26 protein-coding genes and 1 tRNA gene are annotated in these 26,193 nt (G+C 58.7%); 22 read left to right on the top strand and 5 right to left on the bottom strand.

Annotated features, from left to right (window positions below; all coding sequences use genetic code 11):
• Positions 1-94 precede the first annotated feature (94 nt).
• The gene (locus VGL22_RS19925; RefSeq protein ID WP_465268713.1) at positions 95-1,141 is read left to right on the top strand and encodes an LLM class flavin-dependent oxidoreductase; all 1,047 of its coding nucleotides are present in this window, start codon (positions 95-97) and stop codon (positions 1,139-1,141) included.
• Between the two features lie 455 nt (positions 1,142-1,596).
• Here the strand turns inward: VGL22_RS19925 and VGL22_RS19930 are convergent, their stop codons facing one another.
• Together VGL22_RS19930 and VGL22_RS19935 are read right to left on the bottom strand one after the other, a co-directional pair.
• A complete protein-coding gene (locus VGL22_RS19930) occupies positions 1,597-2,577 on the bottom strand; it encodes a M23 family metallopeptidase (protein WP_465268714.1) in 981 nt (326 codons plus the stop codon).
• 253 nt (positions 2,578-2,830) lie between these two features.
• On the bottom strand, positions 2,831-3,304 hold the full coding sequence (locus VGL22_RS19935) for a metallophosphoesterase family protein (protein WP_465268715.1): 474 nt from the start codon (positions 3,302-3,304) through the stop codon (positions 2,831-2,833).
• Between the two features lie 252 nt (positions 3,305-3,556).
• Between VGL22_RS19935 and VGL22_RS19940 the strand changes: the two genes are divergently transcribed.
• The 3 genes from VGL22_RS19940 (at position 3,557) to VGL22_RS19950 (ending at position 6,589) form a co-directional block, all read left to right on the top strand.
• The gene (locus VGL22_RS19940) at positions 3,557-4,924 is read left to right on the top strand and encodes an AmpG family muropeptide MFS transporter (RefSeq protein ID WP_465268716.1); all 1,368 of its coding nucleotides are present in this window, start codon (positions 3,557-3,559) and stop codon (positions 4,922-4,924) included.
• Positions 4,925-5,049: 125 nt separating this feature from the next.
• Positions 5,050-5,778: a CAP domain-containing protein gene (locus VGL22_RS19945; protein ID WP_465268717.1), complete on the top strand. Its 729-nt coding sequence runs from the start codon at positions 5,050-5,052 to the stop codon at positions 5,776-5,778.
• Positions 5,779-5,953: 175 nt separating this feature from the next.
• A complete protein-coding gene (locus tag VGL22_RS19950) occupies positions 5,954-6,589 on the top strand; it encodes an MOSC domain-containing protein (RefSeq protein ID WP_465268718.1) in 636 nt (211 codons plus the stop codon).
• Positions 6,590-6,837: 248 nt separating this feature from the next.
• On the opposite strand, the gene VGL22_RS19955 is transcribed toward VGL22_RS19950, so the two are convergent.
• From VGL22_RS19955 to VGL22_RS19965, 3 genes are all read right to left on the bottom strand, one after another.
• Positions 6,838-8,385 carry a glycosyltransferase family 39 protein gene (locus tag VGL22_RS19955; protein WP_465268719.1) on the bottom strand — a complete coding sequence of 516 codons (1,548 nt, stop codon included), beginning with the start codon at positions 8,383-8,385 and terminating at the stop codon, positions 6,838-6,840.
• Positions 8,386-8,518: 133 nt separating this feature from the next.
• Positions 8,519-9,115: an HAD family hydrolase gene (locus VGL22_RS19960; protein WP_465268720.1), complete on the bottom strand. Its 597-nt coding sequence runs from the start codon at positions 9,113-9,115 to the stop codon at positions 8,519-8,521.
• 54 nt (positions 9,116-9,169) lie between these two features.
• Complete coding sequence (locus tag VGL22_RS19965) at positions 9,170-9,766, bottom strand: carboxymuconolactone decarboxylase family protein (RefSeq protein WP_465268721.1); 597 nt, start codon at positions 9,764-9,766, stop codon at positions 9,170-9,172.
• A 153-nt stretch (positions 9,767-9,919) separates the two neighbouring features.
• Between VGL22_RS19965 and VGL22_RS19970 the strand changes: the two genes are divergently transcribed.
• The 18 genes from VGL22_RS19970 to VGL22_RS20055 form a co-directional block, all read left to right on the top strand.
• Positions 9,920-9,994 (top strand) — tRNA-Asn (locus tag VGL22_RS19970).
• A gap of 357 nt (positions 9,995-10,351) precedes the next feature.
• Entirely contained in the window at positions 10,352-11,332 is a 981-nt protein-coding gene (locus VGL22_RS19975) for a tyrosine-type recombinase/integrase (RefSeq protein ID WP_465268722.1), read from the top strand.
• A 408-nt stretch (positions 11,333-11,740) separates the two neighbouring features.
• Positions 11,741-12,661 carry an AAA family ATPase gene (locus VGL22_RS19980; protein WP_465268723.1) on the top strand — a complete coding sequence of 307 codons (921 nt, stop codon included), beginning with the start codon at positions 11,741-11,743 and terminating at the stop codon, positions 12,659-12,661.
• Positions 12,658-13,137: a lytic transglycosylase domain-containing protein gene (locus VGL22_RS19985; protein WP_465268724.1), complete on the top strand. Its 480-nt coding sequence runs from the start codon at positions 12,658-12,660 to the stop codon at positions 13,135-13,137. Before VGL22_RS19980 ends, VGL22_RS19985 begins: the two co-directional genes overlap by 4 nt.
• The gene (locus VGL22_RS19990; RefSeq protein WP_465268725.1) at positions 13,134-14,090 is read left to right on the top strand and encodes a hypothetical protein; all 957 of its coding nucleotides are present in this window, start codon (positions 13,134-13,136) and stop codon (positions 14,088-14,090) included. The genes VGL22_RS19985 and VGL22_RS19990 overlap by 4 nt, the downstream gene beginning before the upstream one ends.
• Before the next feature lie 17 nt (positions 14,091-14,107).
• Positions 14,108-15,367: a TrbI/VirB10 family protein gene (locus VGL22_RS19995; RefSeq protein WP_465268726.1), complete on the top strand. Its 1,260-nt coding sequence runs from the start codon at positions 14,108-14,110 to the stop codon at positions 15,365-15,367.
• 1,355 nt (positions 15,368-16,722) lie between these two features.
• A complete protein-coding gene (locus tag VGL22_RS20000) occupies positions 16,723-17,157 on the top strand; it encodes a hypothetical protein (RefSeq protein WP_465268727.1) in 435 nt (144 codons plus the stop codon).
• 15 nt (positions 17,158-17,172) lie between these two features.
• Complete coding sequence (locus VGL22_RS20005) at positions 17,173-17,835, top strand: hypothetical protein (RefSeq protein ID WP_465268728.1); 663 nt, start codon at positions 17,173-17,175, stop codon at positions 17,833-17,835.
• 10 nt (positions 17,836-17,845) lie between these two features.
• Positions 17,846-18,301, top strand: a complete 456-nt coding sequence (locus tag VGL22_RS20010) for a hypothetical protein (RefSeq protein ID WP_465268729.1) — start codon at positions 17,846-17,848, stop codon at positions 18,299-18,301.
• Between the two features lie 4 nt (positions 18,302-18,305).
• Positions 18,306-18,650, top strand: coding sequence for a hypothetical protein (locus VGL22_RS20015; protein WP_465268730.1), 345 nt, complete (start codon positions 18,306-18,308; stop codon positions 18,648-18,650).
• A gap of 2 nt (positions 18,651-18,652) precedes the next feature.
• Positions 18,653-18,871: a hypothetical protein gene (locus VGL22_RS20020; protein ID WP_465268731.1), complete on the top strand. Its 219-nt coding sequence runs from the start codon at positions 18,653-18,655 to the stop codon at positions 18,869-18,871.
• A 67-nt stretch (positions 18,872-18,938) separates the two neighbouring features.
• Positions 18,939-21,491: a VirB4 family type IV secretion system protein gene (locus tag VGL22_RS20025; RefSeq protein WP_465268738.1), complete on the top strand. Its 2,553-nt coding sequence runs from the start codon at positions 18,939-18,941 to the stop codon at positions 21,489-21,491.
• On the top strand, positions 21,488-22,333 hold the full coding sequence (locus VGL22_RS20030; RefSeq protein ID WP_465268732.1) for a hypothetical protein: 846 nt from the start codon (positions 21,488-21,490) through the stop codon (positions 22,331-22,333). The genes VGL22_RS20025 and VGL22_RS20030 overlap by 4 nt, the downstream gene beginning before the upstream one ends.
• Positions 22,334-22,343: 10 nt before the next feature.
• Positions 22,344-23,249, top strand: a complete 906-nt coding sequence (locus VGL22_RS20035) for a hypothetical protein (RefSeq protein WP_465268733.1) — start codon at positions 22,344-22,346, stop codon at positions 23,247-23,249.
• Positions 23,246-24,658, top strand: coding sequence for a hypothetical protein (locus tag VGL22_RS20040; RefSeq protein ID WP_465268734.1), 1,413 nt, complete (start codon positions 23,246-23,248; stop codon positions 24,656-24,658). The genes VGL22_RS20035 and VGL22_RS20040 overlap by 4 nt, the downstream gene beginning before the upstream one ends.
• A gap of 8 nt (positions 24,659-24,666) precedes the next feature.
• Positions 24,667-25,410, top strand: a complete 744-nt coding sequence (locus VGL22_RS20045; protein WP_465268735.1) for a VirB8 family type IV secretion system protein — start codon at positions 24,667-24,669, stop codon at positions 25,408-25,410.
• Positions 25,410-25,709: a hypothetical protein gene (locus tag VGL22_RS20050; protein ID WP_465268736.1), complete on the top strand. Its 300-nt coding sequence runs from the start codon at positions 25,410-25,412 to the stop codon at positions 25,707-25,709. Before VGL22_RS20045 ends, VGL22_RS20050 begins: the two co-directional genes overlap by 1 nt.
• A 253-nt stretch (positions 25,710-25,962) precedes the next feature.
• On the top strand, positions 25,963-26,193 hold a 231-nt coding region (locus VGL22_RS20055), incomplete at its 3' end, for a hypothetical protein (RefSeq protein WP_465268737.1).

Below are 26,193 nucleotides of genomic sequence, written 5' to 3' on the forward strand. Positions count from 1 at the left end.
GCTATCAGCCTTCAACTCAGCCGGAGAGCTGCAGGCTGACAACTGACTTCTGTCTTCAAGCATCGTCCGGCCCGCTCGCGAATCTAAAACAGAGATGACTACGGGACTTTCAGTATCGGTACTCGACCTCGTCGGCATGCAACCCGCCGAGGGGCCTGCGCCTGCCATCGCGCGCTCGGTCGATCTGGCACAGCGCGCGGAGCAGTGGGGCTACAAGCGCTTCTGGCTCGCCGAGCACCACTCGATTGACGGCCTGGCATGCTCTGCCACCGCCGTGCTGATCGGACACATTGCCGGCAAGACAAGCACCATTCGCGTGGGCAGCGGCGGCATCATGCTGCCCAATCACGCACCCCTCGTGGTGGCGGAGCAGTTCGGCACGCTTGAGGCCCTGTATCCGGGCCGCATCGACCTTGGCCTGGGCCGCGCGCCGGGCGGCGACTTCCACACCATGCGCGCACTGCGCCGCAGCCTGCAGCAATCGGGAGACGAGTTTCCCGAGCTGCTGGAAGAGCTTCGTGCCTATCTCGGGCCTGTGCGCCCGGCACAGGCCGTCAAGGCCACTCCCGGCCAGAACAGCAACGTCCCCATCACGCTGCTCGGTTCGAGCCTTTTCAGCGCGCAGCTTGCGGCGCGCCTGGGACTGCCATTCGCCTTTGCCGCGCATTTCGCGCCTGAGTACCTCCATGCGGCTGCTGAGGTGTACCACCGCACCTTCCAGCCCAGCACCACGTTAGACAAGCCGTACCTGATGGTGGGCGTACAGGTCATCGCCGCCCAAACCGATCGCGAAGCGCAGCGTCTTTTCACCACGCCCCAGCAGCGTTTCCTGCGCCTCATTCGTTCGCAGCCTGTGGAGTTGCTGCCGCCCGTCGACTCGATGAGCTCCCTGTGGACGGACTTCGAACGCGCCGCCGTGATGAGCAAGCTGGGCGCGGCGATCGTCGGATCGAACGAAACAGTGAAGGAGGGCCTGGAACGCCTGATCCAGCAGACTGGCGCGTCCGAGGTCATCATCGCCACCGACACGTTCACGCACGAGGCGCGGCTTGAGTCCTACCAGAGGGTTGCGGACGTGGCCCGCAGCATCGAAAATGCGGCACAGTCCGCAGCCGTAGTGCACTCAAGCGCAGCGCATTGAGCAGCATCTGCAGCGCTCGGCGGCTGATCGGCGGGCGCTGCCGAAAAGAACTGCCAGAGATATTGTCGTCTCCGGCTATGAGCGTGGCCTGTGTGATGCGTCGCCTTGCTCTGTGACCGCCGGCACAGCCCCGCAGGTTCATTCGGGCGCAGAATCAATTTCTCCATCCATGACATGCTCCGCCAAAGCCGTGCGGCAGTTCGCTCCCGCGCCCCTCACTTATCCAACGAGTGTGTTTACCAGAAAACTAATAGGGTTTCACCCCCATTCGCTGCAATGGACGCCGAAAAATAAAGACAGTAACTTATTCAAAATAAATGATTAACGCCGACTTTATGAACAAATTGAATTTTCGCCCCAAACCCGAATAAAATACGAAATAACGGCGAATAACCAGACACTCTACGCCCGCCATAATTCGCTGAAAGTTACTAGAAAGTAACCTGAAGCCCGCCTTAGCGGCTTGCCCCCACTTGCTGCGCCCGCCTGCGTTGGGCCGGGGTGAGGTCCGGCAGGGTGAGGTGCAGCAGTTGAACCGGATCGACGGGCATACCGTCCCACTCCGCCTCAAAGTGCAGATGCGGCCCGGTGACGCGCCCGGTTGCCCCTGAGAGCCCGACGCGCTGCTCCTTGCGGACGCGGTGGCCTTCGGAGACGTCAATGCGCGACAGGTGCATATAGACGGTGAAGAAGCGCTGGCCGTGATTGACGATGACGCAGTTTCCCTCATAGAAAAGTGAGCGCGCGAGCACCACCACGCCGGAGTTCGAGGCGAGGACGGGCGTGCCTTCCTTGGCGGGATAGTCGGTGCCAAGGTGGCGGCTCGACTTCTCCTCGTTCATCAGGCGGGTTTCGCCAAAGCTCGGCGTGGGCTGCGCGTCAATGGGCCGGCTGAACCCGCCGGACCAGAGCGGCAGCTTGATCTCGCGGGCAAAGGCGCGCTTCTTCATCAGGCTGTCGCCATCAATCTGCTTCTGCTCGGACGGATCGGGCTGCACATACTGCTCAGGAACCTGCACATCGCCGCTGCCGAAGTTGCCCGGCTCCAGCGTCACGGTTTTTGTGGAACTGGCCCATTTACCGGTGCGCATCAGGGCGCTGACCTTCAACTCGTGCGGGCCGGGCTGGGCGTCGATATCGACGCCGGCGAGTGCGTACCAGAGGCGCGGCTTTTCTGTGCGGAAAAAGGTGAGGCGCTTGCCGCGCCACGTGCCGGTCACGCGGACGGCCCCGCCGGAGAGCTCGCACGTGATCAACATCGGCGAGCCCTGTTCCAGGTGATCGGGCTGCCAGAACACGTTCTTGATGGGGTCGGTGTGGGGCGCGGCCACATGCCGCGGCGCAGCCGTAGCCTGTGCGAGAGCCGGCGCGGCCAGTGAGAGGGCGAGGAAAAAGAGGACGGCTGGTCTGGCGGATAAGATGATGCGATTTTTCACGTGCGGTCGTATCCTGCGGATGCGAGGGGGAACTCTCGCATGACGATGGGATGCGGCGCGGCGGTATGGAGTTTGTCCCCAGGCCGCGGCTCGTCGTCAACGCAATCTCCAGTCGCGATTACGCCCTGGTGAAGGGATGCCTGCTCGCTATTGGGCTGACGTGATGTGCTGTGAATCTGCTCACGGACGTGGGGTATCGCTGGGTGAATCCGCGCATGAGGGTGTGACCCGCGCCGGATTATGGGTCAGGTGATCACTTTTTCAGCGGGATCTCAAGATCGATGATCTCCGGGGTGAGAGAGCCGTCCGCGGCGACGTGCAGGTAGCCCATCGTGACCTTCAGATTGAAGCGGCGCGGCCCGCAGCTTCCAGGGTTGAAATAAAGCACGCCTTTATGATGGCGGATTTCGGCTTTGTGCGAGTGGCCATAGAGCACGGCGGCGAACTTGGCCGCGGCGGGATCGAGGTGCAACGTCCCGACGTCGTGCAGCAGGTAGATGTAGCCGCCCTCGATCAGCAGGACTTCGGTTTCAGGCAGGCGGCTGCACGGCCCATCCTTGTCGATGTTGCCTCGGACAGCGGTCACCGGCGCGTACTCGCGCAGGGTGTCGAGGATCGTGGGATCGCCCACGTCGCCCAGGTGGAGGATGGACTCTGCGCCTTCGAGGTGAGGAAGAACCTCGGGGCGCAGGAGGCCGTGGGTGTCGCTGACGACGGCGAGTTTCACAAGCCACATCTCCCGTCGTGTGCGGGGGCCATCTGGTTAGGGAGGACGGCTCCGGGGCAGTCAAATTCCCGGACCGCGGCGAACCCGGCCGGCATGCGAGGAGCAAAGGTGAACGACGCCATCCGTGTTATGTTAACTCTATCCACACGTTGGTTTGCACTTGTCCGGCGCTTCTCCACAATCGCATCCCGCCATCCTTCATTCAAGAAGCTGAAACAGGGCAAGAGGTTGAACAGGGTGCCCCATATTGAGATGAAGGAAACATCCCGAACCGACGTTTTACAAACCCCAAAAAACTGGCCGCATGCGATCGCAGCCTATACTCAGCCGCGCGTGCTGCAGGTGCTGGCGCTGGGATTTGCCAGCGGGCTGCCGCTGCTGCTGACCTACTCGACACTTTCAGCGTGGCTGGCGACCAACGGGGTGCGGCGGGCGGCGATCGGCACGTTTGCCCTGGTCGGCATTCCGTACTCATTCAAGTTTCTGTGGTCGCCGCTGATCGACCGAGTGCCTCCACCGCTGCCGTTGGGCCGGCGGCGCGGTTGGGGCATCACCATTCAGATCCTGCTGATCGGCGCGGTGCTCGCACTGGGATCTTGCAACCCCAGGCACAATCTGCCCTTGATGGCGGCGCTGGCGGTGCTAGTGGCGTTTCTGTCGGCGAGCCAGGACATTGTGATCGATGCCTGGCGGGTGGAGAGCCTGAGCAGCGACGAGCAGGCTCCGGGCGCAGCCATGATTCAGTCCGGCTACCGAATCGGCATGCTCGCGTCGGGGGCAGGCGGGCTGTTCCTGGCCGCCTACGCGGGGTGGTTCGCTGCCTATGCCACTATGGCTGCTCTTCTGGCCCTGGGGCTGCTGGTGTTTTGGTTCGGCCCTGAACCAGAGGTTCCGGCGAGGGTTTCGCGTACCGGGGAATCGGGATGGAGTGCAATCCGCCACGCGTTCTCGACAGCGGTTATTGGGCCGTTTCGCGATTTCACGCAGCGGCCGCTGTGGCCGGTGATCCTGATTGCGATCTTCGGATACAAGATGGGCGAGGCGATGGCAGGAGTCATGTCGACTCCGCTCTACATCTCGCTCGGTTTCACGCTGCCGGAGATTGCTACTGCGTCGAAGGTATTCGGATTCTTCTCCATTGTGACGGGGGCGCTGATTGGCGGGGTGGTGACGACCCGGTACGGGATCCGGCGCTCGCTGATCTTGTGCGGCGTGCTGCAGTCGATTGGGAACCTGTTCTTCGTTCTGCAGGCTGTCGGGGGACACCGAATAGGCTATCTGGCCTTGTGCGTGACGGCCGAGAATCTGACCGGTGCGATGGCGGGCACGGCTTTGATCACGTGGCTTTCGAAACTGTGCTCACCGGCGTTTACCGCGACCCAGTTCGCGCTGCTTTCTTCGCTCGCCTCGCTCAGCCGGACGGTGGTCGCCTCCTCGGGAGGAGTGCTGTCGGAGAAGATTGGCTGGGCGAAGTTCTTCCTGCTGACCAGCCTGGTGGGATTGCCGGCGATCCTGCTGATCCTGTGGGTCGGACCGCGCAATGATTTCAGGAAAGCCGATTCACCGGGGGACGGCGCCGGTGGCGAATCAGAAGGCGCGATCCCGGCCAGCGAGCTCTGAGGCCGAGAGCGGGCCGCAGAAGCGTGGTTTCGCGAGAGGGCGGGAGCGACACGCGCGGACATTCCGGGTTAAATGGAAGCATGAAGTCGATACGGGTCTGTTTTGCTTTTTTTTTGAGTATAGGTTTGGCTGCAGCGGCGTTGGCACAGGGCACGGGTGTGCGTCCGGCAGCCGCGGAGCAGTTGTTTGCTTTGGCGAATCAGTCGAGGGCACAGGCGCAGGCGGGGCGCTTGCAATGGGACCGGACGCTGGCCGAGGCGGCGATGCGGCACTGCGAACGGATGGTGCGGGAGCATGCACTCTCGCACCGGTTTGGGGGCGAGCCGGATCTTACCGGGCGCGCAGCCGCGACGGGCGCGCACTTCAGCCTGATTGAGGAAAATATCGCTCTGGGGTCCTACGCAGCTGAGATTCACGACGGATGGATGCATTCGCCGGGACATCAGCGGAATCTGCTCAATCCCGAGGTGGATCGGGTGGGGATTGCGGTGATTGAGGCGCATGGGGCGATGTACGCGGTGGCGGATTATGCCCGTGGAGTGCAGTCCATGTCGGCGGCCCAGGTGGAAGGAAAGGTGGGCGAGCTGGTGCGGATGAGCGGCCTGGCGGTGCGGCGCGATCCGCATGACGCGCGGCTGGCGTGCACGGTGGATAAGGGCTTCCCCGCGGGGATGACAGGCGGGGAGGCGATGTTCGTAATGCGGTGGCAGGGAGCGGACCTTGAGCATCTCCCGCAGAGCCTGGTGAACCGGCTGGGGTCAGGGCAGTACCGGTCTGCGGATGTGGGAGCTTGTGCCCCGCGGGGCGATGGTGGAGGATTCACGGCTTATCGGGTGGCGGTGTTGTTGTATTGACTCGAGATTCCTGTGTCTCGGAATCGAGACCTGTGGCACTCTGCGCGAGCGCCGCCCAGAGGTCGTGAGAAGGGTCGATGGACTCGCAACCGGGCGTCGCAGAAATCTATTCGCGACGAGAGGCTGAGTGGATCATCCAATCGAAGCTATGAGAATTGTCTCGATACAGCGCGGAATGCCCAGAGAGGTTGTGTGGCACGGCAGGCCTGTGACCACTTCCATCTACAAGGAGCCGGTGGAGGGCAGCGTTGCTCTGCGGACTCTGAACCTTGATGGAGACCGGCAGAGCGATCTGACGGTCCATGGCGGCAAGGACAAGGCCGTCTATTGCTACCCGCTGGAGCACTACACGTACTGGAAATCGGAGCTGCCGGATCGGGAGTTGTCGCCGGGGGCTTTCGGCGAAAATTTCACCACCGAAGGGCTGGCGAGCGAAGACGCGGTTTTCATAGGAGACCGTTTCGCTGTTGGCAGTGCGGAGGTGGTTGTCACCCAGCCGCGGCTGCCATGTTTCAAACTGGGGATCCGGTTTGAAGATGATGGGATGGTGAAGCGATTTCTCGAAGCCGGACGAAGCGGGTTCTACATCGCGGTGGCGCGTGAGGGAGAGGTTGGCGCGGGAGATGAGATTGCGCTGCTCAGCCGGGAGCCGGAGCCGGTGCCCGTGGCTGCGATTTCGCGGCTCTACCTCGCCAAGAGATTCACCAGCGCGGATGTGCGCCAGGCGCGGCGGGCAATCGAGTTGGATGCCTTGCCGGAGAGCTGGAGGGAGTATTTCCAGGAAAAGCTGGAGCGACAAACGCGAGCCTGATTCTCTTTCGCATCACCGAGAGTCCTCACGATCATGAGGAACTGGACGGTGATTCCGATCTGTGCCCATCGCTCTCTGGTGAGGGTGAGAATTGTTGCCGGAAGCCCGACAGCCAACGATTGGGACTATCAAGTTGCAGACACCGCCGGCTGTTCCTTCGCTCCCACAATCAGCAGCCACAGCATGGCCACCAGTTCAGCCATTAAAGCAAGGAATCGACCCGAAAATCGAAGTCTTGATTGCCTGCGTCACCCGAAGCGCTGGTTGGTTTTCCAGAACTGGGGCCAGCCTTTCTGGGGTGGGCCGCAGACGAAGATGTCGGGGTGACTCTTGCTCTCTTCGTTCTGGATGCCGAGGGTGTTGCCGTTGTGGCCCGCGAGGCGGCAGCCGGTGAACTGGCGATCGAGCTGCTGCTGAGACCATCCGACGACGATGACAGTGGACGGCTGCTGTTGCGGATAGGTGCGCAGGTAAAAGGAGTTGGTGAGGCTGACGGGCGGCGGGAGCTGGTACGCGGAGCCAAGGTTCTCGATGGCTCCCGCTTCACCGTAGTTGCCGGTGAGAATGGCGTAGCTGGTACGTTGGCCGGATTGGTCTGGGGGCAGGGAATCGCGAACGGCGGCGACGGCGCGAACGAGGTCGTCCCAGCCAAACTCTTCGCGAAGGTCGCCATTGTTTTTGAGCGCGAAGTCGCGGAGCGGGCCGCTGGGTGCAATGGGTACGAGGATGGCGACAAGGTAGGCGCCCATGGCGAGGACGCCCGCGAAGTAGATTGTGGTGACGGTGCGCCGTGCCCACCGCGGACGCACGATGAGCCACCGCTCAGCTACCACGCAGCCCATGGCCAGGAGCGCGGGGTAAGCTTCGGCGACGTAGTAGAAGCGCCCTTTATTGAGCCAGAAGACGATGACGGGGACGGCGTACATCCACGCGAGCATGCGATAGCGGCTGGAGCGGAACAGGGCGATGAGGCCGGCGATCCAGACGGGCGTGGAAACGAGATTGACGTCGAGCAGGAACTGATATTTCCAGTAGCCGTCGGCGCGGCCCTGGCCCACGTCGCGCGTATGAATGCTCTGGAGGAAGTGGTACGAGACGAAGTGATGGCTTGCGAGCCAGACAAGGTTAGGCAGGAAGAGCAGCAATGCGAGGGCGACGCCTGCATAGAACCAGGGGCTCGCAAAGTAGCGGCGCGCGCGGGTGAACGCGAGTCCGCCGAGAAGGCCGGCGATGAAGAAGGCCACGGAATACTTGGTGAGAAGGCCAAGGCCGATGGCGGCTCCGATGGCCATCCACCAGCGGGGATTTTCTGATTTAAGAAGGCGAATGACGGACCAGCAGACGAGAATCCACCAGAGGTAAGAAAAGGATGTGTATTGGAACTCCGTGGCCTCAAAGAGGGGAAGACCGGACAGGCCGACGGTGACGGCGGTGGCGACCTGGGCGAGGCGATTGCCGCCGAGGTCCCGGGCCATCAGTCCGCAAACGAAGATGACCGCGGCCTGGGCGACGACCGACAAGAGTCGCAGGCCGGTGAGGGAGAGGCCGAAGAGTGTGAGGCCGATGCGTTGCAGGAACGGTGTGAGCGGCGGGTAGGCGACGAAGCCCCAGTCGAGATGGCGCGCGTCGGATAGGAACTGAAGTTCGTCGCGATGGAAACCGTAGCGGCCATTGGTGAGGATGTGGCCGAGGGCGAAGACGGTGGCGATGGCGAGGAGGACGGCGGTGTCGCGGCGCGTCGGAGGGGCGGAGGCGAGCGTGGGGATATCGGCTGTGGCTGCGGGTTGGGGAGGCATGGTGCTCCTTGTGGGTCAGGAGTGGGTACGATGTCGGGAGAATATCAGTTCCCCACTGGCAAACTGTGAGAAAGGAGCGGTTCCTCCAGATCTCCAAAATGCGAGAGACCTGGAGCACCCGCTTGTGATCGGGTCAGGAGAGGCGCTCTAGGGGCTGGGGGACCTTGACGCTGAGCATTCCGGCGGCTGTAGCTGCCTCAATGCCAAGGTTGGTGTCTTCAAAAACAAGACAGTCAGACGGGGCGACGCCGAGGCGCTGGGCGGCAAGGAGGAAGGCGTCTGGTGCCGGCTTGCCGTTTATGTAGTCCTCAGCGCAAACCAGAGTGTCGAACTTGTCGAGCAGCCCGACCGCGCTGAGCGAAGCCGTGACGGAGCTGCGGCGGCTGCCGGAGACCACTGCCATCGGGATATGGCCGTGCTTGGCGTCGATGTGCTCGACGACTTCAGGGATGGGCCGAAGGGTGGGAACGAGCTGGTGGTAGAGGGCTTCCTTGCGCTCGGCGACCTGTTCTACGGGCATGTCGAGGCCCTGCATTTCATTGAGCAAGCGGATGATTTCGCGGATGGGCCGGCCGCCCCAGGAGTAGAAGAGCTCCTCTTCGTAGGTGGCGCCGTATTCGGCGAGAGAACTCCTCCAGGCTTTGTAGTGGAGAGGCATGGAATCGACGATGGTGCCGTCGCAGTCGAAGAGATAGGCGCGGAACGTGCCCGCGGGAAGTTCAAGTTTCATGAAGGAAGGCTATGGCTCCTTCCTTTATGGTATCGCGGGGAGCGGCGCAAGGAGCTATTCGAGGCCGTGGACGGCGAGGGATTCCGCGGATGTGGCCGCCGGGGCTTCGCAACCGCCTTCTCCAGGTTGGGTGGGCTCCATGAGTAGGGCGTTGTTGAAGCGGTTGAAGTAATTGAAGAGGCCGATGGCGCAGAGGAGCTCAACGATTTCGCCTTCGGCGTAGAAGGTGCGGAGCTCGGCAAACTGCTCGTTCGTGACAGCGTTGGCGTCGCGGGTGACGGTCTCGGCAAAACGTAGGGCCGCCCTTTCGGCGGGGTTGAAATCGTCGCGGGTCTGCCAGTCGGCGAGGTGGGAAAGCTGGTCGTCAGACCAGCCCAGATTGCGGGCAAGGATGGTGTGGCTTGCAAGGCAGTAGGGAGTCTGGTTGATCTGGCTGGTGCGAACGATGATCAGCTCTTTAAGCTTCGTGGAGAGGGTGCCGGTGTTGAGGACGGCAGCGAAGTGGTCCTGCATGGTGGCAAAGATCTCAGGCCGGTGCGCCATCACGCGGAACATGTTGGGAACATTCCCCCGTTGGGCGAAAATCTTGTCGTAGCGAGTGGCGATTCCAGGGCGAACCTGGTTGCGGTCGAGACGGGAGATGCGGGCCATGCGGGGCTCCTGAGCGTTCAAGATCATTATGGCACCGGGGTTGCGGAGGCGCGTGGCAGGCGTTTCCTGCTGCGTGAGGCCTGAGAGGCGCGATGTTTTGACCTTGGGCGCGGTGTCTGGTAACTTGGAAATGGACAATCAAGCGCCAGACACTCCTCAGTAGCTCAATGGCAGAGCATTCGGCTGTTAACCGAAGGGTTGTAGGTTCGAGTCCTACCTGAGGAGCCAATCAAATCAACAACTTAGAGCAAGATTGAGCAGTCAAAAATTCGCCAATTTTTCAAATTGTGCCCATTTTTGTGCCCACTCTCCTTCAAAATGGATGCCCTGTCCATAGCTATCCTGCTCAGTTGTTTCCATCCTCAGTAAATTGACTCGATCTACTGCAACTTCTCGGCTGACTTGCCGATTTGCACGAGTTCTCCTCCTGCTCCAATCTCCATCTGCACAGGCCAATTGGTACTAGTGCCAAACGAGAGACGGGAGGGATCGATGGCAATTTTTTCACGCGGCAAAATCTGGTGGTACAAATTCTACTTCGCCGGACGGCTCATTCGGGAGTCGTCAAAATCAACCTCAAAGACGGTGGCCAAAAACGCCGAGAACCAGAGGCGACGTGAACTTGAACAGGGCTTCAACAATGTTCAGACCAAACGAGAGAATCGAGTACGCCAACTGCGGGAGGTTGCTGACGAGTATCTTGCGGATTACCGGCTGCGTTTTCGCGGAGTCACCTTCGCCGAATACGCAATCGGACACGTGGTTCGCCAGCTCGGCGACAAACTCCTGATCGACATCGATGAGACGACGGTTCTGGCATACCAGACCTCGCGGCTGAAGGAGCAGGCAGCACCGAAATCGATCAACGAAGAAGTCCGGTTTCTTTTGACCTTAATGGGCGAATCCGGAGATGTCATTCGAGTCCGGCTCCGCAAGAAAAAGAAACTTAAGCTGCCCGCGCGACGCAAAATCGGGAAAGCCTACGAGCCGGAGGAGACGCGGAGGATGGGAGAGATTTCCGGTCAATCGCGCTCTCCGCACATCCGGCTTGCTCTCACGCTCGCATTGAACGCCGGAATGAGGGACTCCGAGATCAAATCGCTCACCTGGGGGCAAATCCATCTGGGCAAGGGATACCTGGAGGTCAAAGAGAGTAAGACGGCGGCCGGTGAAGGAAGGACAATTCCGATCAACTCGGTCTTGCGGCAGGCCATTCTCGAACACCGGGAGCAATATGAAAAGAGATTCAAAACCGTTGCGGACGAGTGGTACATCTTCCCATTCGGCAAACCGCGTCCGAGTGATCCGACCCGGCACGTTACGACACTCAAGACTGCTTGGAAGAATGTGCGGAAGAACGCGAACGTGACAGGCCGCTGGCACGATCATCGTCACACCCTTATAACGCAACTCGCCGAATCCGGAGCGGGCGAAGAAACCATTCGGCAGATCGTCGGCCACGTATCGAAGGAAGTGCTTCGGGACTACCTTCACATACGCATGAAGGCCAAGCGCGAAGCGCTCGAAGGCATCGTGGTGCAACCAGACACAAAGAAAGAAGAATAGAAAATTCGCCAGCCGACGCGCCCGATTTGACCGAGTTTTCAAATCACATTACGTTCAACGCCTGCATACCCGCGGATTTCGTCCCGCCCGGGAATGCAGGCCCTTTCATCCATGCGAGGTGTTTATGGAATCACTTCTTACGGAAAACGATGTTTCGGCTCACCTCAAGGTGAGTTTGGCTTGCCTTCGCCGCTGGAGGCTTTGTGGCGACGGGCCCCAATACGTGAAGGTCAACAACCTGGTCCGGTATAGAGAATCGGATCTCAACAATTGGATGGCGGAGTTGCCCAGCGCGGGAAACGGAAGACGGCTTTCCCCGCGAAGCGTGATTCGAACCAAATTGGCGGCGAGTGCGTGATACGCCGGACACATTCAGACCTGCTGGCTTGACCAAAATGAGGACCTGCGATGTTTGATACGATCCAAGATCTCTCTGAGAGTCTGCAAGGAGCCGGCTACTTCATCGACCCAGTAATGACCCAGGTGGTCTTTCTCGCCGCCAAGCTGCAAAAGCCGCTGCTGCTCGAAGGGCCCGCAGGATCAGGCAAAACGCAACTAGCCGTTTCTGTTGCTGCCGCAGCCCGAACAAACATCGAGCGGCTTCAGTGCTTCCGTGGTGTGACCGAAGACAAGGCCATCGGCCGCTTTGATGAGGGCTTGCAGCGACTCTACATGGAGTTCTCAAAGGGCCAGCACGAGGATTGGCAAACGCTGCAGGCGAACCTCAAGGGACGAGACTTCTTTCGTCCTGGTCCTCTGATGCGCGCGCTCGAATATGAAAAGCCGTGCGTGCTGTTGATTGACGAATTGGACAAAGTAGACGATGGTTTTGAGGCCATGCTACTGGAAATCCTCTCCGCCTGGCAGCTCTCAATTCCTGAGTTTGGTACGGTCATTGCAAAAACCATTCCCTTTGTCGTGCTGACCAGCAATGAGGAGCGCAGGCTGGGTGATCCGATCCGTAGGCGCAGCCTTTATGTCCGCGTCGAGCATCCGACACCGGAGCGTGAAGCTGAGATCATCGCCAGCCGAACGCCGCAGGCCAATGAGGAGTTTCACCGCGAGATGGCGGGTATTGCTCGTTCCTTCCGAAATTACTCGCTCGAAAAGCCGCCCTCGGTCTCAGAGATGATCGATTTTGCCAATGCACTTCAATTACTCGGGACCGACCACGTCACAGAGGAGCACCGTGACGTGCTGCTTCCCTTTTTGGCGAAGACCGAGAAAGACCGCCGACATCTCCTGTTGCGGGAGGGTTTTAAGAGCCTGCTCGACGACGGGGCAAGGTTCGCCCAGAGTCTCGCGCTCCGAGGAGGATCAGCATCATGATTCGGTGCGTTCTCATGCTGCTTGTAGTTCCCGGTCTTGCCGTTGGGCAGACCGATCCATCGCCGGCGGCGCGGATCGTAAGGCAGTATGCAGCGCACTATCGTGTGCCACCTGAGTTGATCGCTGCGTTCATCGATGTCGAATCGCGTTGGAACCCGCGAGCGGTTTCCGCCAAGGGGGCGATGGGACTAATGCAGCTCATGCCTGCGACGGCCAAGCGATTTGGCGCCTTGCAGCCCTTTGATGTGGAACAGAACATTGCCGCCGGCACTCGCTACGTGACGACGTTGATGTGGGAATTCCACGGAGATCTGCGTCTGGTCGCCGCGGCTTACTACGCCGGCCACCGCAACATTGGACGGGAACAACTGGATTATCGTAACCCGGCCGTTGTCGCGTACGTGCAAGCGGTGCGAAGGCAGTACATGCTTCGCAGGTATCCGGCCGCAAGGCCGTCGAGGAGGTCAACCCCATGAAACTTCGCTGGCTCATCCCTGTCGCAGTCCTCATTCCACTTCATCTCAGCGCGAGTGACACACCAGTTGGAGCACGTGTCGCCACTGTCACAATCAATCCGAAAGAGGTCACGGTCCTCCGTCTCAGGCCAGAGTTTGAGTCGACCATTCGCATGCCGGAGGAGATCACATCCGTGATTCTCGGCAGTCCGGGGGATTTCAAGGCTGAACATAACGAGGGCGAGCCGGAGTACGTCTACGTCAAGCCGATCGTGAAAGAGGCTGCGCAGTCGAACCTTCTCATCGCAACCAAATCGGGCCAGCATGTGACGCTCGAACTGGTCAGCGATGGCGCGAGTGCCCCGAACCCAACGCAACCGGTGGATTTCCTCATCGAATACAGAACGGCGCGGAGCTTCCTCATCTCCGCCGATTCGGGATCGCTGGCGATGCGAAGCGTGCCCGCCAGGGAACCAGAGCGCAGCTTGAGTAGCGGCAACACGCGGTTGGGTTTGGCACCGCTGTCGAGTCTCGACGAGGCATTCAAACAGCAGGAGACCGTGAACGCTCCCAAGTGGACGAGATGGGACGACAAGCAAATCGAGACGTCCATTTGCGACATCCGGCAGTTGAGCAACCAGACCATGATTTCTTACTCCATCCTGAACAGCTCGAATGAGCCGATCGAGATTGTTCCACCGCAGATCCAGATCACAGGTCGCAAAGCCACCAAGAAGAAAAAGAAAGAAGGAAAAGGCATTATCTCGGACCAACTGGAAATCCGGGACTACAGGTTGAGCACGACACGCCTTGAGCCGGGAGAACGCGCAGACGGAGTGGTCGTCTTTGACCGGCCGAACTTCAAGGAGTCGACGGAAAAACTATTTCTGCAAATAGCCCAAGCCGATCAAGTGGATCGTCCGATCTTGATCCATCTGCCATTCACCCCGCCTATATCCGGCGATGGCAAATAGAAGGGAGCTCCGAAGCCATGAGCATCAATGACAACAACAGGAACGGAAGCGTGGGTCTGAACACTCCAATTAGCGAATCGTCAGAACAAAGTTCCACAGAAGGACCGATTCATGCGCCCGACCCTCTTGATGGCACGGAGAAAGTGGAACCTGTCATCCGGTTTGCAACGCGAACTGCCGCCAAGGGAGCTGAAGGAATCAGCAAGGGCAAACTGATACTCCTCGGAGGCGGACTTGCAGTTGCGGTTCTCTTCTTCGTTTTCACAGCGATCGTTGGCAAGTCGCCAAAGAAACTGGTGGTAGCTAAACAGCCGTCGCAGCAGGCCAAGCAAGAACAGGCGCCGCCGACCAAAGGGAGTGTGACGCCTCTCATGGATACCGTGCGCACGCCTGCGCCGGATAACAGCAGTGGGCAGCTCGGTCCTGGGGATATTCGGCGGACACGTACTCTGGACAACAGCGCAGGCACAAAGCCGTTTGCTGGCAAGCTGGTTGTCGCGAGCTCTCTGGGAAACGTGCCCTCTTTCGCTGACACGCAACAGAAATGGGAAGATCCGGCACCCTATGGCGCAAGTCCCACCGCAGAGACGCCGCAAACGCAACAAAACACCCTCAAGGAGCCGTCTCTGATCTTCGTGCGGACTGTGACGCAAGGCCCCGTATTGGCTGCACAAAAGGTCAATGCCGACGACGATGGTGCTCCACGGCTGGAACTCACACCAGGCACGCGCATTCAGGCGAAACTTAAAACACAGATATCGAGCGCCGTGCAGGCCCCGGTGGTAGCCGTGGTCGAATACACCTATGCGATCGGCGACAGGATCATTGTTCCCGCAGGAGCGCGCGTGTATGGCCAACTTCAGCAGGCCGACCGAAGCGGATTGGTCAGCCTGAAATTCGATGAGATCGAACTTCTCGACGGAGCGCGGGAGAAGATCGACGCCGTCGGCACCAGTCTCGACCTCGGGCCCATCAAAGGAAGCGTGTACGGGAAGAACACGGGCAAGAACTTTCTGGTGCGGGCGGCATCTGGCATCGGTTCGGTGCTTGCAGAAGTGGCCGGGAACAACTCCAGCGCTGCGTTCTCTGAGGACGACATGCTTCGTGAGCGGCTGGCCGAGAATGTCGGCACGGCCGGCGACTCGGAAGTGATGAGCCTCAATGCCAACAGCCGCGTGGTGGTTTCTGTTCCTGCCGACACAAAGATCTATGTCGTATTCACCAAACACGAACAGACACCTTCCGAGCTTCACAAGGTCAACCCGACGGTTCAATAAATTGTCCGCACACCGCACGACACTTCTTCGCCCTGGCCTCAGTGCCGGGGCGTTCTTGTGTTTGGCCAATCATATTCAACTGGCGAGTGGGCGTTGCGGCTCATCTGCTCTTGCGCCGCGGCGCTAATAGAACAATCGCAATGCGTATCCCCTCGGAACGCACTTCGCGCTCGGGTTAAGATCAGTCCGCATGACCCACTACGCAGTTGGGTAATGTTCGTGCCCGTTGTCCCAATATGAAGGTGAGCAAAGATCGGTCCCGTTGACTCAATTCGCTAATGGGTAAACAACGGTCCCGTTTACCCTGTGCGCAGATTGGGGCATTTTCGTTCCCGATTACCCACTTCCTGATTGAGCAAAGATCCTTCCAAATGCCCCAATGTGCGAGTTGGGTTATCGTCGTTCCCCAATTAATCAGGCGTGCTCATGACAATGATTGCGCGGAGACTTTCAGAGACTCAAGGGTTATGCTGATCGCGGTCCAGATGAAATGGATAGGTCTATGAGCTACAAAGAAACAAGCTTTTGTTCGTCATTGGACTTCTACGGACGCCCACCCATCGGACAAAGACAAGAACGTCCGATGGATGGGGCACCGCTTCATTTCCCCTGGGTCGGCGAAGCCGGTGGATGACTAGGAAGGAATCAAGCGGAACCGTCCGCAACGCCTGCAAATATAGGTGTGCTCCCAGTTCCAACGCAGTCGTGGATAAACCTCGCGATTGTAGCGTGCGATCTTGCTGAAGCTCAGGAGCATTCCACCAATGCAGGCGGAACCGAGAAACAAAAGAATTGCGGCGGTGCTTCCCAAGCTTGTGGCGGACTTGGAGTGATCGAGAATGCCGACTAGACCGACGAATCCCCAAAAGAGGGTAAAGCATATTGGTATTCCCCAAAGCAGAAGAGGGCGTCCATATCCGCGTGGATCTGGCGGGCCAGCGGCTTGCGCGGAAAAGGATTGGGTTGTTCCCGAATGGAACCTGGTCGAGTACGTGTGTGTGCCTTGTTGATAGAGGACGGGCGCAGCCACGATGTTCGCGGTACCGCATTGGTCGCATTGATACGGGTTCAACTGCGAAACGGATGCCATGCCGTTGTCCATGACCTGGCGACAGCTTGCGACACCGGGCTCCTCGATTGAAATTTTAGCTCGATTTCTCCATATTTATCCAACCCACCAGTGGGCGGAGGCCCTAGCTGGCGTCTCTCAGTCTGCTGAACCTACTCATGCGACTGGAGATAGAACGACGGCCCATCCTGGCACCGCCAACCGATTTGACCGAGTTTCGGTTCCCACTCATTCTCTGATTCGACACGGATGCCGTGAGTGCAGCCGGGTCCAGGAGAGAAAACCTATGAGAACTGTACCGGCCTTCTGGCGGCGCTCGCATGTGTCCGCTCCCAACTCCACGCACGTTTTTCATCGCCCCGACGAGATCAACTGGTTGCACCTCGCCATCAAGATGGGCCTGAGTTTGATCCTTGTTGGCAACCTGCTCGCGCCCTTCGCTGCGAGAGCGCAAAACCTCGGAACCTCCCCGCAATTCGGACAGGCTGTGCAAGGTCAACAAGCGACAACTGTCGAAGGAACGGTTCTCAACATCGTGAACTGGGGTTGCAATGTCATTGCTCCAGTGATCGCAGTCGCCTGCCTCGGCATCGCGGGATGGCACTTCAAGTCCGGGCGTGGCTACATGGGTTGGGGCGTCAGCGGCGTCGCCCTCATGGTGATCTCCGGTCTCGGACGCATGGCCGAGGGTTTCATCACTCAGGCGCAAGGCATTCAGTAGTAGAGGCGCAGAGCGATGCAGACGCCACAGTTCCTCCTCGACCTTCTCCAGTTGCTGCTCGATCTCGCGGTGCCGGCGGCGTTCTGCACGCTGGCCGCCGCGGGGGTGAGCTTACGGCATGAAGGCGGGATCAACTTCCACGTAAACGGCCGGGCCGGCAAGTGGATTCTGTGGACCGTCGTTCTTCTGACACTTCCGCAACTGTTGTCGTGGATCGCGGTGCAGGGCATCAACATTCCGTCCGCGAGCGGATCGGTGGGCACGAGTTGGCTGGCGAGCATGGAGACAGTCTTCAAGAATTTCGTGAATCAGATCGTGGTTGCGAAGTTGGTGCCGATCCTGGCGGCGTACTTCGTTCTGAAAGCGACCCTTGATGGGGCCGCAGGCGAGAACCCGCTTGGCTCGATCATTGCGGCACTTTTTCTGATGTCGCTCTCGGCGACGATGCAGCTCTTTCAGGGATGGAACTCAGGAGGTCAGTACGCGATGACTGACATGCTCGCCTCCCTGTGGAACTACATCGCCGGGCAGATTCTGCCGGCTGCGGCGGGGCTCGCATGTGTGGGAGCGGTGATCAATTTCGTGCGGCACAGACCCTGGAGCAGGCTTGTCTTCGCCGCGATCTCTTTCCTGAGCGTAAGCGGCATTCTCTCGCTCTTTCGGGCAATGGCAGCATGAGGAGAAGGGTATGAGTCTCGATGGAGCCATCACGAACCTTGCATCCTGGGCGGGTAACACCATGATGCCCACGATGGCCGGACTGTTCTTTGCGGGAGCCGTGTATCGCTACAGCAAGGGTGCTCCTTTCGAGCAGCCGTTGTACGGAGGATTTGCTTCGCTGATGTGTTCCGGGATGTTGCGGGCGCTGGAAGGCTTCGTGCAACACGCTGGAGCGACGAATGCCGACGCATTTTGGATGGCCACGATGAACCTGGTGAGCTGGACAGCTAACGTGATCTTGCCCATGTTTGCACTCACACAGTTGGCAGCGATGGCCATGCACATGGCAGGCGTAGTTTCGGAAATCTATCCGGGTTCGACCTGGATCAGAAAATTCGTCGCGGCCATTGGCGCGCTGATGGTATCGGGGATGGTGCGCCTGGCCGAATCGATGGTGACACAAGCGCATGGAATCGGAGGGTGATGTCATGAGTCTCGATATGACGCCGGTTCACCGCAACCTCCACACCAAGGTGACGTTCCTTGGCCTGGAGTTCGAGGACCTGATTCTTGTGCTCGCCTTGGCAGCGCTGATGAATCTCCTTGCGCACTTCGTGAATGGCAATGCGCATGTGTTCGGAATTCCGCTGAACGTCTTCATGGAGTTCATCGTCCCGGCGTTGGCTGTGCCTTTCTTGATCTTGTTCAAGTATGGGAGGCCGCGCGGCTATCTCACCGACCTCGCCCGCTCGCTCTTCTCGCCCAAGGCCTGGTGTGCGCTTGAACGGGATTCGGAGTTGACCCAACCTTACGTGATCGAAGAGGAGGAATAGGGATGCAGGCATCGATCACAACCGAGAGAAACGGAATGGTCATTGCTGTTCTAGACGCCGAAGCGGCCCGTGTCACATTCGCGTGCGTGATGTTCGCAGCGCGGTTTCATGAAGAGATCGCGCCACTCGCGCGCATCGTCGAGCAGCAATTGCAGATTGAGGTGGGCGGAACTCTAGAAGGAGACGTTAGCTATGCCGGTGACCCAAGCAGAACACGATAAAGCGCTCAAAGTACCGGCGGTATGCGAGTTGCTGCCTCTGCGCGATCTCCCATTCGGAGACAACATCATGGTGCGCACCAATGGGGCTTTCGTCGCTGGTTACGAGTTGCGAGGCATTCTCGCATACTTCGCAACGGACGGAGATCGCAATCAGTCGAAGTCGATGCTTGAAGCGCTTTTTCGCAGTGTTCCCGATGTCAGCATGCGCGTTCAGTTCCGCTACGAGATTTCTGAGCATCTCGGAGATCTTCTGAATAGTTACATTCACGAACAACGGACTGAGCAGTCGGAGGTGATGGCGCTTGATTCTCATCGGCTCCGGATGTGGCGGCAGAAGGAGAACAGTGGATTCTTCTTCGAGAATCGGCTTCATGTGTATCTGATCTGGGATCCGCGCATACATGCGAAGCTTTACCACTCCACTCAACAGAACCGCAGTCTTGGTGGATTCACTCTGAGCCAGAACAAGGCCATCCAGCGTGCGCGGAAGGAGCACGAGACCTACCTGGCCGAGTTCGAATCCATCCTCCGGGGCATCGAGGGGTCGATGGAGGCGGCCAACCTCGGGCCCCGGAGACTCTCTACACAAGAACTCTTTGAGGAGTTGAAGCATGCGCAGCACCCGAGCCGGCGCGACCGGCGGCCGTATGTGCCTCCAGAAGAGATGATCGAGTATCGGAGCGCGAGGTCCCAGGCAGTCGAGGCGAGCATTCTCAACGAAACCGAGAACTACCTGAATATCGATGGGTATCTCTACGCCGTTGTCAGTCTGAAAGAGCTCCCTGATGCGACTTTTCCGGGGATGCTGCAGAACTTCTCGACACTTGGCTTCCCGGTAGTCGTCAGTGGGCAGATCGTGATCCCCGACCAGGTAAAGGTTCTCAAGAGCTATAAGAAGCGCCTGCAGAAGATGACCGCTGCGCAAAAGGACGCCAACGGAAACTTCAAATCGAATCCCGAGGCCGAGGTAGCTCAGGCGCAGCTCATCCAGGTGCAGCGAGACATCATCTCCTCCTCTCTCAAGACTGCCAAGCTCAGTCTTTCTGTCGTGGTGCGCACCTCGCAGCCGGCAATCACCTTGCACGATCTCGAACGATCGGAGCGCGAACTCGCCAACCGCACGCAGGAAGTGCTGAACGGCTTCACGCACATGAACGGCGCAAAGGCCGTGGCCGAGACGATCGCAAAGCTGCGCATCTTTCTGGGGACGTTGCCGGGCATGGCCGAGGCAGACAAGCGCGATCAGGACATGCTTACCTCCAATGCCGCCGATCTTGTCCCAATAGAGATGCCCTGGACCGGGACACGGAGGAGCCCGCTCATTCTCTTTGAGACGCCCTATCGCCAGCTCATTCCGTTCTCGATGTTCGATCCGGATCTTTCCGATGCGAACGGCTTGCTGATGGCAAAGAGCGGCGGCGGTAAAACTCTCGCTGCTCAACAAATGCTGCTGATGGCGGCGCGCGCGAATCCGCTCATTTCCATCCTCGAACGGGGTGACTCCTATCAACCATTGGTGGAGCTGATGGGCGGAGAGATGATCGAAATGTCGCTCAACTCGGAGCAAACGATCAATCCCTGGGACTTGCCCAGAGGCGAAGACAGGCCTTCCAACGACCAGATCTCGTTTCTCAAAAATCTTACCCGGCATATGCTGGGCGAGAATACGCCGCCCGACCTCGACATCGACCTGCTCGACAGCGTCCTGCTTGAAGCCATCGCTTCAACCTACAAGCGGTGCAGCGCCAAGACGTCGAACCCGATTCCGCTGTTCGGCGATCTGGCCGCCGAACTGGCCCACTGGCAGGATCGGGATCGCAATCAGAAGATCAATGCGATGGCGCAGATGGCCTCGACCAAACTGCGGGCTTGGGTTGATGAGGGTCCGTATGCACGCCTCTTTGACCGGCCGACCACGGTTCAGCTAAACAATCCGTGGCTCTACTTCAATGTTGAGAAGTTAAGGGACGATCCGCGCCTCGAACGGGCCATGAGCCTTCTGATTGCGCACACGGCCACGTACCGCGCATCAGGGATGACTGGACAACCCAGCATTGTCCTGCTCGATGAGTGTTGGGCGCTTCTGGAGTCGCCGATCCTGGCCAGTGTCGTCGTGCAACTCTTCCGCACAGCCCGCAAACGCAATGCCAGCGTCTGGGGGATCAGCCAGACACCTGAAGACTTTGTTGGCACACCTGACAAGCCCAATGAGCACGGCGCAGGAATCGTCAAGAACGCGACTACGAAAATCATTGGCAAACAGCCAGGCGATATGACTGCTCTGCGCGAACATGTCCACCTGAACGAGACGGCACTGAATCAGATCAAAACCTTCGCGCACCCGAAGAAAGGTCACAGCGCTGAGTTTCTGATTGCGATTGGGGAAAAGGCAGAATCAACGCATGCGATCCGGATTGTTCCGAGCCCAGTGGACTATTGGATCACCACGACATACGCACGTGAACGAGCGTTTCGGAAATGGTGGTTGCATCAGCACCAGTCACTACCGCTCATCCAAGCCTACGAAGAACTTGCCGCGCAATATCCGAGGGGGCTGGCGGATTTGGCTCCTTTGGCGGTCGAACTCTCGAAAGAAATGCAGGAGGCGATAAGCCGATGAAGGACATGCCGCAAAATCAGCAGAGATTGCTTCTGAACGGTGAGCCGTACATCGCCGAGGACAAGCGCAATCGGCGGCGTGGGGGGCACCGGCGAAGGAGAATCGTCGCCTGCATCCTTCTGATCGAAGCCTTTGTCCTCGTGCCGAAATACGCCCACGGGCAATTCCTTAGCGTTTTCGATTCGATATTCAGTTCCATCCAAAACGACATTGGCAGTTCGCTGAGCCAAATCAATCAGATCATGCAACAAACGCAGAAGCTGTATCAGACCACCCTAGCGCCATTGGCGGCCCTCAATCAGGCTCGCGGCTTTGTGGCCTACTCGATCAACAGTTTTGGTGGGCAGATGAATCAGGTGTTCAACATGCCGTTCACAAGCGCAGTGACTCCCGGCCCGCAACAGTTCGAGAGCATCTTGCATAGCAGGCTTTCGTCCGAGATCCCAGCATTGCAGGCGAGCTTCACTACGAATTACGGTGCTATCCCGCAGGTAAATGCCGCTTCCCCACAAGACCGCGTGATGATGGATGTCGACGACGCCCTAGGCCAGGAAAACCTGAAGACAACGCTCATCGCTGACCAGGGCGCCGATGTCATCCTTCAAACCGCAAACCAGATGGAGAATCAGGTCGCAGTCAGTACTCCCGGTTCCAATCCGTTCCTTACGGCTCAAGCGCAAGTCGCCAATCTCCGCTGTCAGGCATACATGCAGAAGATGCTCGCGGCGGAGTTGCGTCAGGAGGCAGGCCGCGTCGCACACGACAACGTTTTCGTTAAGCGCCGCACGGCCGCAACCGGCGGCATCAACAGCCTTATAACTGGGGCGCTGACCGCACATTAAGGAGGTTTCGATGACCGATCCCAAGAACAATCCGAACAAGCAGCGCAGGTCATTCTTCTGGCAGCGTAAACCAGCTTTAGCGCAGGAATTGGCTAGACCTGTACATAGTGTCCAAGCGATCGATAGCAAGGCGCAACCCTGGTACCAACCAACCTTGCTTAAAGTGGCAGTGGTTGTGCTCGCAGTGGCCGCAATCCTGCCGACGCATGCGAACGGGCAGTTCGGCATCGACACGGCCGCGATCATGGCGGCGCTATCCAAGATGCAGTCGTTGATGAATACCTATATCGCCGCGCCGCTCAGGGTCATCAACCAAAACGAACAAAGCATAGCGAAGTACGAACAACAAGTCATGTACCCACTCGCAGCCATCAACCAGGCGAAGTCCTCGGTGGTGCAGTTCGAGAATCAATTCAACAACGTTAGCAGCATGTTCCGTGTGAATGTTTCGAGTGCCACGCTACCGCGGTCGCAGAATCTAGAATCCCTACTGCTTTCCCGGAATGCGGCAAATGTCCCTATCCTATCCGGTCAATTTCAAAATGTGTATGGCGTTGTCATGGCTCAAAACGCGGCATCCTCCCAGGTGAGAACGATGACCGACATGACAGACGCGCAGGCGCAGGACGCGATGAAGCGGGCCATCGAGATCGATGCCCTCGCCGATGCGGAACTGAGCGAAGCGAACCAAATGGGGCAGCAGATTTCGGAAGCGGCTCCTGGCAGCGCAGAGATTCTGGAGGCCGAGGCTGACGTGTGGGTCGTACGTGCGAATGCCTACACGCAGGCTGCGCTGGCGGAATTGATGCGGACTCGCGGCATCGATCTCGCCAACCAGAGCAAGGGCTCAAAACTCGCGACATCGGACAACACCAACAACAACGGCCTCATTAACGGGGCGCTGACCAATCGGTGACCGACATGGTGTTCACTCAATTTCATCCCGCATTGATGCTCGCGTTGTTCCAGGCGACGCAGTTAAATCTCTTCGAGCGCTTCCTGACGCAGGCAAGGTCAGGCATCGACTCGACCGGCATTACCTCCGGGATGCAAAACGTAGCGTATGTAGTCCTGCTCGTGGGCTTTCTGTGGCAGGTCTATCAATCGGCGCTGCACGGTGGGGACGTCCGTGGATTGGGCACCAACCTTATCAAGTATGTGGTCACCGCGGTAGTTGTGATGAACTACGGAACCATATTCACTACAGTCAACCAGGGCTTTGTGAATGGAGGCAACTGGATCAGCGATGCTTCAGGAGCCTTGAATCTCCTTGACAATTGGAAGAGCGATCTACAGACCCAGTTCAGCCAGGTGGGTTATCAAAAGCTATGGGGGCTCATAACGGCTGACATTCCTGGGCTCCTTGATGGTCTTTTGATTCTTGTTGCCTATTTGCTTTATCCGATCGTCGTTGTCATTTTTGGGTTCTTTTATATCTTCTACGGCAGCATTTTGTACATCTTCGGTCCGATTGTGATTGCTCTCATGCCTCTAGGCGGTGCGAACCGGCTCGCTAAGTCATATGTAGAAAACATCTTCATCTGGAATGCATGGCCCATACTCTATGGCGGCTTCGGTGCACTGTTAAGTGCAGTGCAGATGGGCCAGATTGGTCAGATGCTTAACCAGAACAATTTTCTCGGAGGGCTTGGTAACCTCGAAGGCTCGATTCTGATTGGCATTGTGAGCATTGTCTATTCTCTGGCAATTGCCGTCATTCCCTTCGTCGCGAAGCGGATTGTGAGCGGCGATGTAGGGAGTACAGCGGTTGCTATGGTGGGCACTGCGGTCACCGCGCTAACCGCTGGCGCTGCCGGCATTGAGGGAGCAGCGGCCGGCGTTGCTGCAGCGCGAGCGGGATCTGCAGGTGCAACTTCGGCTGGAGCATCCTCCGGAACTGCGACCGCTGGATCTGCGCGCGCACTTGCGGGAGCGTCGGGCGGCAACCAGCCAGTACCGCCGCAGCCGATACCTGCCTCCTCTTCCTCTACCACAAGTGGGTTATCGCTCGGCGGCGGCAATCCTTCGCTGGAGAGCCATGCCGACCAGATTCGCAATTCCATTAGTGACGTGATGGGCACAAGCAGCGCCGTGGAGGAGAGCGGAGGCGCAATCACCGTTGCCTCGGAAAACTCCAGCAACCTATCGAGTCAGCTGAATACCGGTGGGCAGACGCCCAAGGTCGTGACCAGATCAACAGCGGCCGTGAAAAGAGGACCGAGCGTGCATCGCTACAACCTGGGAACCTGGACTGCCTACCATGCGGCGCGCATTGCGGCGGGAAGCATCGCCGGAGTGGCCAGTCGAGGTACGGAGCACGAATAGGAGGGATCATGAAAACCAGCGCTGCTGTATCGGACGAAGCGACATTTTCAAGGCCGAAGTACTACGAGATGGATGGGGCGCTCAGAGCGAATGCGAATTGCGCCTGGCTCCTCGCTTTTTTGACCATCCCGATTGCACTGCTTGCAATCGGGCTTGCGGTCTTCGTTCGGTTGCAGCCGCCGACAGTAATTCGTATTGGCCCGAACGGCGACGCTTCGGTGTTGGGCGAACCCGCAAAGGGCGCCGTTACAGATATCGCGACCGCAGGGACTGATCAATTCCTTGATGAAGCTTTCGTGAAGCGATTCCTATCGAGCTACCTTAACTATTCGCCCGCGGACGTGGACGACCACTGGGCCAGCAGCCTCAATATGATGACGCGCAACTTGCGCGCATACACGTTGAAGGCAATTGCGGACGACAATACGCGAGGCAAGATCGACGATGGGCAAATCCAGTCTGCGTTTCATCTGCGCGAGATCGAAGCAGTCGGTGGTGGGCCGCTCACTTATCTGGTCTATGGCGTGAAAGACGTTCATCATCTGACCAACGGAACAGAGACAACGGACCACTTCGTCAACGAGTATCGGGTGCGCCTCATCGCGGACAAACGTTCGGATGTGAACCCGGACGGGCTCTGGATTGCGGATTACAGCGAACGGCCGATTGACGGCGAGCGCCGCGACCGCATCCTGAATTCCCCCGATGCTGTTCCGGAGAGTGGCACAGGTCAAAACAAGGGAGGTCAGTGATGGCAACTACGGTCGCTCGGGTGGCGGAGATACTGCCGCAACCGACACAGGTATCGAAGCCTAAGAACACGCGCAAATCTCGCCGGGAAGCGGAGGAGGGTGTTCGATACTTTCTCGCCAAGGACGGATCGTCGATTGAGAAACCGGAGCTTGGTGCGGAAGTGGCAAGCGAAGGGGAGGCTCTGATCAAAGCGTTTCAGTCAAAGAATGGCGTGATTTACACGGTTCTCGCCTACAAGGCGGAAGCGGAGATCGATGGAGGATCTCCAACATTGGTAAAGCGGCCCCTGCGCAAGTAAGGCGCCGACATAAGTAGTACCGGTCAGTTCGGATTCAAAGAGGAGACAAACCTGAAATACGGCTCGTGTCGCCTCATTGACGCCTTATCGCTCAAGTGCGATGAGGAATTCCGCTGACCCGGTTTGCACTCTCGAAGCCTGGTTCGGTTAACACCCACCCCTAACCCGGGCGGCCAGGCGAAGAGATTGAAGACCGGCGTTCAGCCAAGTCTCTAATCACTTCGTCTCGAAGCGCCAGACAAGTGAGGAGAACATGACAGCGAACAGGACACAAAACGCGGCACTCGATCAACAGCTCATTCTCGAACTTAGGATCGATGCGTCCGGTGAAGTGACCCGCAAGCCAACCAAGCTCGGACGGAAGGATACGCTCGAGGGAAAGCTCCTCGGTCAGCTTTATCCTGGCATCCGAGTCGCGCGCGTCAGCGTGCCGTATGAGTTGACGCCGTATGAGCAGTCTGTGGTCGAAAACCGCATGGCGAGC

The sequence above is a fragment of the Occallatibacter sp. genome (genome assembly GCF_036502485.1).
Classification (GTDB): domain Bacteria; phylum Acidobacteriota; class Terriglobia; order Terriglobales; family Acidobacteriaceae; genus Telmatobacter.